General features: G+C 64.4%; 9 protein-coding genes and 1 pseudogene. 6 read left to right on the top strand and 4 right to left on the bottom strand.

Translation table 11 applies throughout. The annotated features are described in order from the left end of the window. The 4 genes and pseudogenes from H5T60_07540 to H5T60_07555 form a co-directional block, all read left to right on the top strand. Positions 1 to 139: LysM peptidoglycan-binding domain-containing protein (locus H5T60_07540; protein MBC7242284.1), on the top strand; the 139-nt coding region annotated here is incomplete at its 5' end. Positions 140 to 455: 316 nt separating this feature from the next. After that, positions 456 to 1,973: a flavocytochrome c gene (locus H5T60_07545; protein MBC7242285.1), complete on the top strand. Its 1,518-nt coding sequence runs from the start codon at positions 456 to 458 to the stop codon at positions 1,971 to 1,973. A 175-nt stretch (positions 1,974 to 2,148) separates the two neighbouring features. Further along, positions 2,149 to 2,664: a cytochrome c3 family protein gene (locus tag H5T60_07550; GenBank protein MBC7242286.1), complete on the top strand. Its 516-nt coding sequence runs from the start codon at positions 2,149 to 2,151 to the stop codon at positions 2,662 to 2,664. 113 nt (positions 2,665 to 2,777) lie between these two features. Continuing rightward, positions 2,778 to 4,303, top strand: a pseudogene (locus H5T60_07555) (flavocytochrome c). Between the two features lie 78 nt (positions 4,304 to 4,381). Here H5T60_07555 and H5T60_07560 read toward each other — a convergent pair. Genes H5T60_07560 through H5T60_07575 form a run of 4 tightly spaced genes read right to left on the bottom strand, consistent with a single transcriptional unit; the run spans position 4,382 to position 7,908 of the window. Next, the gene (locus H5T60_07560) at positions 4,382 to 5,383 is read right to left on the bottom strand and encodes a M42 family metallopeptidase (GenBank protein MBC7242287.1); all 1,002 of its coding nucleotides are present in this window, start codon (positions 5,381 to 5,383) and stop codon (positions 4,382 to 4,384) included. Positions 5,384 to 5,421: 38 nt separating this feature from the next. Beyond that, positions 5,422 to 6,474, bottom strand: a complete 1,053-nt coding sequence (locus H5T60_07565) for a M42 family metallopeptidase (GenBank protein ID MBC7242288.1) — start codon at positions 6,472 to 6,474, stop codon at positions 5,422 to 5,424. Positions 6,475 to 6,485: 11 nt separating this feature from the next. Then, positions 6,486 to 7,553: a M42 family metallopeptidase gene (locus tag H5T60_07570; GenBank protein MBC7242289.1), complete on the bottom strand. Its 1,068-nt coding sequence runs from the start codon at positions 7,551 to 7,553 to the stop codon at positions 6,486 to 6,488. Between the two features lie 13 nt (positions 7,554 to 7,566). After that, positions 7,567 to 7,908, bottom strand: a complete 342-nt coding sequence (locus H5T60_07575) for a hypothetical protein (GenBank protein MBC7242290.1) — start codon at positions 7,906 to 7,908, stop codon at positions 7,567 to 7,569. A 154-nt stretch (positions 7,909 to 8,062) separates the two neighbouring features. Between H5T60_07575 and H5T60_07580 the strand changes: the two genes are divergently transcribed. Together H5T60_07580 and H5T60_07585 are read left to right on the top strand one after the other, a co-directional pair. After that, complete coding sequence (locus tag H5T60_07580; GenBank protein MBC7242291.1) at positions 8,063 to 8,257, top strand: DUF2116 family Zn-ribbon domain-containing protein; 195 nt, start codon at positions 8,063 to 8,065, stop codon at positions 8,255 to 8,257. A gap of 44 nt (positions 8,258 to 8,301) precedes the next feature. Next, positions 8,302 to 9,674, top strand: a 1,373-nt coding sequence (locus H5T60_07585) for a peptidase S8 (protein ID MBC7242292.1), incomplete at its 3' end; no start/stop codon positions are given.

Here is a 9,674-nt window from a genome sequence, read left to right on the forward strand (position 1 = left end):
GTATCACGTGGTGCGCTGGGGGGAGACGCTCTGGTCCATCGCCCGGCTCTACGGGACCACGCCGTGGGCCATCGCCGCGCTCAACGGCATCTACAACCTCAACCTGATTTACGCCGGCCAGGTACTGCGCGTGCGGTAACCCCATCGAGGGCTATGCCAAGAGGGGGGTCAGGGCATACCTGACCCCCCTCTTTTTGTCCCCGCCTCGTTCCCCCGTTCCCGTCGCGCCCTCCGACGGCGACCGATAATTGCCGGCACGCCTGCAACAATATTACTGCATTTCCGGCCCAATGTGTATATCCATTCTTGACAAACCGCATAGTTCGTGATATAATTAACAACGTATGGTGAAAAATAAAACATACCGGACTCCAGAAGAGCAGCACACCGCGGTCAGACAGCTCGCCATACACGAGCTGATAATATAACGAAATATCACACAAGGAGGAAAAACGATGGCGCAGAAAGAGATTTCCCGCAAAGCGTTCCTGAAAGGCATGGCGGCAGTGGGTGCCACCAGCGCGGCCGTCAGCGCGCTGGCCGGCTGCGCGCAGAAGCCGGCGGCCGAGAGCCCCATCCCTGCCAAGTGGGACCGCGAGACCGAGGTGCTGATCATCGGCACCGGGTTCGCCGGCCTGGCGGCCGCCATTGAGGCCAAGAACGCCGGCGCTGACGTGCTGGTGCTGGAAAAGATGGAAGTCCCCGGCGGCAACTCCGCCATCAACGGCGGCGTCTACGCGGCCTGGGACTCCCGCATCCGCCGCAAGTTCCCCGACCTGCCCCCCGATTCCGCCGATATCATGATGGAGGACATGCTGAAGGCCGGCCAGCGCCTCAACTGGCCCGCCCTGGCGAAGAAGGTGGCTACCGAGTCGGTGGATGGCATCGAGTGGCTGCTCGACCTCGGCACCCCGTTCCAGGAAAAGATCGTGCAGGCCGGCGGCCATTCTCGCCCCCGCACCCACACCACGGCGAACTCTTCCGGCAGTGATGCCATCAAGGCCATGCTGAAGAAAGCCGAGGAGATGAAGATCGAGATCCTCTACGAGCACAAGGTGACCCGCCTGGTCCGCGAGGGATGTGACACGGGCCGCGTGCTGGGGGTCGAGGTGGAGACCGGCGGCCAGAAGAAGTACTTCAAGGCCAAGAAGGCGGTGGTCATCGCCACCGGCGGCTTCTGCAAGAACGTCGAACTGCGCGCCAAGTTCGTGCCTTGGCTGACCGCCGAATTCCCCAGCACCAACCATCCCGGCGCCACCGGCGAGGTGATGGTGGAAGCGATGCGCATCGGCGCCGCCGCGACCCAGCTCGACTGGATCCAGCTCTATCCCTTCGCCGACCCGGAGACCGGCATCCTGGACCGGCCGGCGGTCGTCCCGTTCAACGCGCCGGCCTACTGCATCTACGTGGCCAAGAACGGCAAGCGCTTCGTGAACGAGCTGGCCAACCGCAAGGTCTGCGCCGACGCTCAGCTCTTCGAGGCCAAGGAGAAACCCACCTTCACCATCTTCGACGACTCCAAGGTGGATGAATTCTTCAACCGCGAGCACATCGAAGACGGCGTGAAGAAAGGCCGCATCATCCGGGCGGACACCCTGGAGGAGCTGGCGCAGAAGGCCGGCATCGACGCCGCGGCGCTGAAAGAGACCGTCGCCAAGTACAACGAAATGGTGGACAAGGGTGTGGACGAGGAGTTCGGCAAGCCCAGCATGAAGGCCAAGATCGAGAAGCCGCCCTTCTACGCCATCCCGCAGTGGCCCTCCGTCCACCACTGCATGGGCGGCCTGCAGATCACCGATAAGGCCCAGGTGCTGGACCTGGACGGCAATGTGATCCCCGGCCTGTATGCCGCCGGCGAGGTCACCGGTGGCATCCACGGCGCGGTGCGCCTGGGGAGCTGTGCCTTTATGGACTGCATCGTCATGGGCCGCACAGCCGGCAAGAACGCCGCCGCCGAGGCGCCGGCCGCCTGATCCGGGACCACGACCGGCGAACGCCAAGCCTGGGGAGCCGGTGAGGCCCCCAGGCTTTTCTCGCGCCGGCGAAACACCAGGCCAGATAGATTTGACATCCTCAAACATTTGTGATAAAACGCTCGATGCTTATCATGCAGAGTATATAAGCTACAAAGATCATGGAGATGCAGATATGGACACGTCAACCACTTCACCGTCCCCCAAAGGGCTGAAGGGCTTTATCGCCCGCCGGGGTATCGCCTGTACCATTATCATTGCCCTGTTCATCCTGCTGGTGGCCGCCAACGCTGTCTACGCGCTGTGGGAGGCAAGCTACAATCCCTCGTTCTGCAGCCTTTGCCACATCATCCGCCCCTATGTGGATTCGTACCACTCCTCCCAGTATCTCGACAACATCCATCAGCAGGCCCATGTGGGATGTAAGGACTGCCACGTCACCTCGCCCATCAGTGCCCTCAAAGAGGTGGCGGCCTATGTGACGGGGAACTATGATAACCCGCTCACAGAGAGGAAGATAGCCAACGACATGTGTCTGAAATGCCACCGCTCCTATGAGTCGCTGGCAGAGCGCACCGCCCATCTCGACAGGAATCCGCACAACAGCCACTGGCCCAATCTGCGCTGTACCGTCTGCCACAAGTCCCACCGGCCGGAGGAGAACTACTGCGCCCAGTGCCATCAGGACTAGCCGGCCTAGTGCGGGATCTGGACGCATTCGGGGGTGAATGGGCTGGGCCGGCCCGCCGGCCCAGCCGGACACAAATACAATACCATTGACCAGGTTACAGCAAGGAGGCGAAGATGTCCAGCAAGGTTTCGCGCAAGCAGTTCCTGAAGGGTATGGCCATGGGCGGCACCATGACCCTGGCGGCGAGCACCCTCGCCGGCTGTCAGAAAGCCATGCCCAGCGGCCCTGTCCCCTCCAAGTGGGATGAGGAAGCCGATGTGGTGGTCGTCGGCACCGGTTTCGCCGGCCTGGCGGCCGCCATCGAGGCCAAGAACGCCGGCGCTGCCGTCAAGGTCATCGACAAGATGGAAATGCCCGGCGGCAACTCCATCATCAACGGCGGCGACTTCGCCGCACCCGGCAACTGGTATCAGAAGGAGCAGGGCATTGAGGACTCGCCGGAGCTGATGCTGCAAGACATGCTCAAGGCCGGCCTGAACCTCAACCACGTGGACCGCGCCAAAATCCTCACCGAAAAGGCTCTCGAGGCGGCGGAATGGGCCCGCGATTACATCGGCGCCGAGTTCTACCGCCTGACCTACCACGGCGGCCACTCCGTCCCGCGCACCGTCCAGCTCGTCAACGGCGGATCCGAGCTCATCAACAAGATGCTCAAGAAGCTCCAGGAGCTGGGCGTGAATGTGGAGACCCAGCGCAAGCTGGAGCGGCTCATCGTCAACGAGGCCGGCCGCGTGGTGGGCATCGAGGTGAAGGACGGCTATCAGTTCGGCGACGAGACCAGCGGCAAGAGCATCTACATCAAGGCAAGAAGGCGGTCGTCCTGGCCACCGGCGGCTTCTCCCGCGACGTCAAGATGCGCATGATCCACGACCCGCGCCTGACCGACGCCTTTGAGAGCACCAACCATCCCGGCGCCACCGGCGAGGCCCTGCGCGCCGCCCTGAAGATCGGTGCCATGGACGTGCATATGGACTGGATCCAGCTCGGCCCGTGGGCCAGCCCGGATGAGCCTGGCTTCGGGCTGGTGCCGCTCTTCTGCGAGCGCGTGGTCGGGTGGGCGCCCATGATCAACCCGAAGACCGGCAAGCGCTTCATCAACGAGACCGGCAACCGCAAGGTGCGCGCCGATGCCATCATCGAGATCGGCGTGCCGGCGGTCATCGTGGCGGATACCTACGCCACGGAGAAGAACGTGCCGGCCAACGTCATCGAAGGCGGTCTCAAGAACGGCGCCATCAAGAAGTTCGATACCCTGGAAGAGTTCGCCAAGGCCTACGACATCCCCTGGGACGCCTTCAAGGCCGAGGTGGAGCGCTGGAACCAGTTTGTCGAGAACGGGAAGGATGAGGACTTCGGCTGTATGATCTTCAAGGACGCCAAGCCGTTGGGCTTCCAGCCGCCGTTCTACGCCGCCCGCCTGTGGCCGAAGGTGCACCATACTATGGGCGGTCTGGTGACCGATGTGAACGGCCGCGTCATTGGCCAGGACTTCGAGCCGATCCCCGGCCTGTATGCCGCCGGCGAGGTCACCGGTGGCATCCACGGTGCGGTGCGCCTGGGCGGCGTGGCCATGGCCGACTGCGTGGTCTTCGGCCGCATCGCCGGCAAGAACGCCGCCGCCGAGACGCCGGCCGCCTGATCCCAAGCCCTCCTGTCCGTCACACAAAAACTGGGGAGCCATCTGGCTCCCCAGTTTTGTTTATTGGCACAATGATGCTCAGCCCCCCAGCTCCATTGGCTGAGCGACCAGATGCAGGAGCAGGTCCACCGCGGCGCGCACGTCGCGCTGGTCCACCATCTCCGAAGGGGTGTGGGCGTAGCGGGTGGGGATGGACAGGACGCCGGCCGGCACGCCCTCGCGGCTCACCTGCATGGCGTAGGCGTCCGTAGTGCCCCGACGGAGCACCTCGAGCTGATAGGGGATGCCGGCCTTCTCGGCGAGCTGGACGAGGTGCCGGCGCAGGCCCGGGTGGGCGATCATGCCGCTGTCCTTGACCTTGATGGCCACCCCTTTGCCCAGCTCCACCGCCATCTTGTCGCTCTCAGGATAGTCGCCGGTGGTGGTGATATCCACGGCAATGGCCACATCCGGCTCGACGGCAAAGGCGGACACCATCGCCCCGCGCAGGCCGATTTCCTCTTGGACGGTGAAAACCACATACAGGTCGTAAATGGTCTCCTTCACCTGCCGCAGGAACTCGACCAGCACGGCACAACCGATGCGGTCATCCATGGCCTTGCCCACCCAGCGCGTGCCCTGGGCGAAGAAGGGCCGGTGGAAGCCGGCGATGTCCCCGACCTTGACGGGGCAATCCGCCGGCGACGCGGCTCCCACGTCAATGAAAAGCTTGTCCATGGGCGGAATTTTATCCTCCTGCCAGCGCTCTATCCCGATGACGCCCATGGTGCCGTTCTCGAACACCACGCGGCCGCCCAACAGGGTCAGCGGGAACACGCCCCCCATGGGATGGAAGCGCAGGAAGCCCTTCTCATCAATGTAGCTGACGATGAGGCCGATCTCGTCCATATGGGCGGCGAGCATCAGCCGGCCGGCGGCTGGGGAGGTGCCGGCGCGCTTGCAGGCAATCAGGTTGCCCAGCGCGTCCACTCGCTGCTCGTCCACATACGGAGCGATCCGCTCCTGGATCAATCCGCGTACCTTTCCCTCCGCACCCGAGGGGCCGTATGCTTCCGTAAGCTCACGCACGATTTCTTCCACGGTTGTGCCTCTCCTGGGAATGTGAAGAAGATGGCCGTTCAGACTTTCAGGTCGGGCCAGTCCTGCAGACGCGGCAGTACGGCGCGCACCAGCGCGATGGCATGTTCCAGGTCATCTAGGCTGAGGACGCTGGCCGGCCCATGGATATAGCGGCTGGGGACCGCCAGCGCCGCGCTGGGCACGCCGGCGCGCGTCAGGTGAATGGCGCCGGCATCCGTGCCGCCCAGCGCCGGCTCCTTGAACTGATAGGGGATGCCCGCTTGTTCCGCCGTGTCCACCAGCAGTCGCACCAGCCGGCGGTCCGCCACGACACTGCGGTCCGCCAGGGTGATGGCCGGCCCCTTGCCCACCCGCGTCACCGGGCTCTGGTCCTTCTTCTTGGGCAAGTCATCGCAAATAGTGCCCTCGAGGGCGATGGCCACATCCGGCGCCAGGGCGTAGGCCGCCACGCGGGCGCCGCGCAGGCCGACTTCCTCCTGGACGGTGAAGACGGCGGCCAGTTCCACCGGGTAAGGGTCGCCCTGCAGTACCGCGGCCAGGACGGCACAGCCGGCGCGGTCGTCGAAGGCCTTGCCGCGCACCAGCCGGCTTTCCCCTTCCAGGCCGTGTGTGCCAAAACGCGTGGCGAAAGCGGCGTAATCCCCGACCTTCACCCGCTTTTCGGCAGTTTCCTTGCTCGTGGCACCGATGTCAATGTACATTTGCTCCACTGGCGTGACGCGCTCGCGCTCTTCCGGCTTGAGCAGGTGGATGGGCTTGACGCCGATGACGCCGGGCACGCACTCCTTGCCGATGACCACCCGCTTGGCCGGGAACAGCCGGGGATCGATGCCTCCCACCGGTTGAAAGCGCAGTAATCCGTCCTTTTCGATGTGGGTGATCAGCAGGCCGACTTCGTCCATATGGGCGGCCAGCATGACGCGTACCGGGCGTTCCACGCCGGCGCGCGCCCGCTTGATGGCGATCAAATTCCCCAGGCTGTCGGTGCGCAGTTCGTCCACATGGGGGCGCACGGTCTGGGCCAGAATGTTGCGCACCTCTTCCTCGCATCCGGAAACGCCAAAGGCATCGCTCAGTCGTTGCAGTAGCACGGTTATCACCCTCACTCAGGCAGGGAAAAGGTCAGCCGGCGGACGAATTCCTCATTCAAGGTGCTGATGAACCCGGCCAGCAGACGGCCGGCGCGCCGGATGTCCTTCAGCGAGATCACTTCCACCGGCGAATGCATGTTCTGCGTCGGGATGGACAGCACCGCCGTCGGGATGCCCTCCCGCGTCACCTGGATAGCCCAGCCGTCGGTGCCGCTGTGTCCGGGCAGGGGTTCGATCTGATAGGGGATCTCCAACGATTTGGCAGCCTCGACCAGCGCCTCGTGGAGCACCGGGTGCACGTTCGGCCCGATGGCGATAACCGGGCCGGCGCCCAGCTCAAAGGTCTCGGCGTCCGAAAGCCCCGGCCCATCCCCAAAGGTGACGTCAATGGCGATGGCGATGTCAGGCGCGATGCCGTAGGCGCTAACCATGGCGCCCCGCAGGCCGACCTCCTCCTGCGTTGTGGCGACCGCATACACATCCCAGGCATGGTGCATGCCCTGGAGGGTCATTAGGCAAACGGTGGCGACAGCAACAGAGGCACGGTTATCGAAAGCTTTGCCGGCCACGCGCTCGTTCTCCAGCTCGAGCGCCGGCACGCGAAAGGCAATCGGATCACCGATGGAGACCAGCTTCTGCGCCTGCTCCTGGCTCAATCCTACGTCCACGAACAGCTCATCCATGGGAAGGGGCTTCTGGCGCTGTTCCGCCGGCACCAAATGGGGCGGCCGCAGGCCGATGACGCCGGGAAGCTCCTGCCGGCCGAAGACCGTCACCTCTTGACCCGGCAGAACCCGCGCGTCGATCCCACCCACGCTGGTGAAGCGCAGAAAGCCTTCCTCGATGCCGGTGACCATCAGGCCAATCTCATCGCAGTGCGTGGCCAGCATAATGGAGCGGGCCGGGGCATCCGCCGGCCGCTGTCCGCGGCGCAGGCCGATGAGGTTGCCCAGGGCATCAGTACGAAACTCATGCACGTAGGGTTTCCAGTACGACCGGATGAGTTTCTGAACAGGGCCCTCAAAGCCGGCGACGCCAGGCGCCTCGCTGAGGGCTTTCACGATCTCCAGCAGTTCCACCGATCGCTTCTCCTTAGTCATCATCTGTGTCTGTGCTGTCGGGTGGGCGGTGGGCTGAGAACGCCGGCATATTTAGGTCCGCCAGGCTCTGCAGGATGGCGCGCCGGCTGGCCTCTAGGTAATGGAGGTCCATCACGTCCTCCCACAGTTCCTGCCGCCGGCTGAGCCAATGGGGGCCGGCGGAAAACAGGCTGTTGAGATAGCGGAACAAGCTGGTTTGAATCTGGCTCTCGACCTCGTCCAGCCGGCGGTGCAGGTACAGCCGCTTGGTGGCGCGGTTCATCTGCTCCACGTCGGGACGGATGGAGGCGCGTCGGCCGCGTTGGGCGCTGGGACGATTTCTTTCACCGACCATGTATTCACCTTTGCGGGAATATTGCGGTATCATCTTATCATCATCGGGGAGAGATGTCAAAGCATGGGGATCTCCAATAAATGCCTTGACGCGCCATCCAGTTCGCCCTATAATGGGAGTTGCAGCCGGCTGTGCAACGCCCTGGAGGACATGCGTGAACTGTCCGAAGTGCGGTACCTGGAACCCGGATGAAAAGATAGTCTGCTGGCGCTGTCAGGCGGAGCTTCCTCGCCCCAAGGAGCAGAAAAAGCGCCGCTCGCCGGCCGTTTCCTGGCTGTGGATGTGGGCTGTCATTATCATCCTGGCCATCGTCCTGATCCTGCAGACCTGCGCTATGGTTACACAGTGACGCTAGTGATGCGCATGATATCCTGACCGAGAAAAAAACCAAGGATGAACAGAGGGCCCCACCCAGGTCAAGGACAATCCGCCGCCCGAAAACCGCCGGCCGTCCGCCTCACCGCCGGCGTGCTTCTCGTCCTTCTCTTCCTGTTCCTGGCGAACGGCGTGCGGGCAGAAAGCCCCCATCCCGCCCCGGAAAACCCCGCCTATGTCCCCGGCCAGTTGATCGTGCGCTTCCGGCAGGGCCTGCCCCCGATGATGGCGGCCTCCGCCCTGTTGAGCGCGCGCATGCAGACCTTGGCCGTGGAGGAGGCCCTGGACCTCCAGCTCGTCGCCGTCCAGCCCGGGATGGAGGAGAAGCTGATTGACCTCCTCAGCGCCAACCCGCTCATCGAATATATCGGCCCCAACTACATCGCCCACATCGCCGGCGAACCGGATGACCCGGCCTGGTGGCGGCAGTGGAACATGCAGCAGATCGGCATGCCCACCGCCTGGGAGCAGTCCCAGGGAGATGCCGTGGTCATCGCCCTGGTGGATACCGGTGTGGACGCGCGGCATCCGGACCTGGCCGGCAACCTCCTGGCCGGCTATGACTTCATCAACGAGGACAATGACCCGCAGGATGATAACGGCCACGGCACCCATGTGGCCGGCATCCTGGCCGCCGTGGGCAACAACGGCATCGGCATCGCCGGCATGGCCTGGCGGGCCAAAGTAATGCCCCTCAAGGTGCTCGACGCCAAGGGAGACGGCTCGTATTTCAACATCATCCGCGCCATCCGTTATGCCGCGGATCACGGCGCCCGGATCATCAATCTCAGCCTGGGGGGCAGTTTCCACGACCCCAATCTGCAGGAAGCGGTGGCATATGCCCGGGCGAAGGGCTGTCTGGTCGTGGCGGCCGCCGGCAACCAGGGCGGCGCCCTGCTCTACCCGGCGGCGTACAGCGATACGCTGGCCGTGGCCGCCACCGACGACCGCCAGCGCCGGCCAAGCTATTCCAACTACGGCCCTGGGGTGGATCTGGCCGCGCCGGGCGGCACGCAAAGCGTCGGCATCTACAGCCTGGCGCCGGCCGGCGGTTATACCACCCTCTTCGGCACCTCGATGGCCGCCCCGCACGTCTCAGGGTTGGCCGCGCTCATTTGGAGCATCGCGCCGGCGCTCACCGCCGACCAGGTCGCCGGCGTCATGCAGGACACCGCCCTGAAGGTCGGCACCACCCCATACGATGCCAGGGGCTGGAACCAGGAACTGGGCTATGGGCTGATCAATGCCCCGGCCGCCATCCAGCGTGCCCGCCAACTGCTCCTGCCCACGCCGACGGCCACGCGCCCGCCGGCGCCTACCCCCACCCCCACCCCATCGCCCACGCCGGCCCCGCTGCGCACCGTCGAGATCCGTCTGCAGGCCGGCTGGAA

The sequence above is a fragment of the Anaerolineae bacterium genome, from assembly GCA_014360855.1.
Taxonomy (GTDB): Bacteria; Chloroflexota; Anaerolineae; order JACIWP01; family JACIWP01; genus JACIWP01.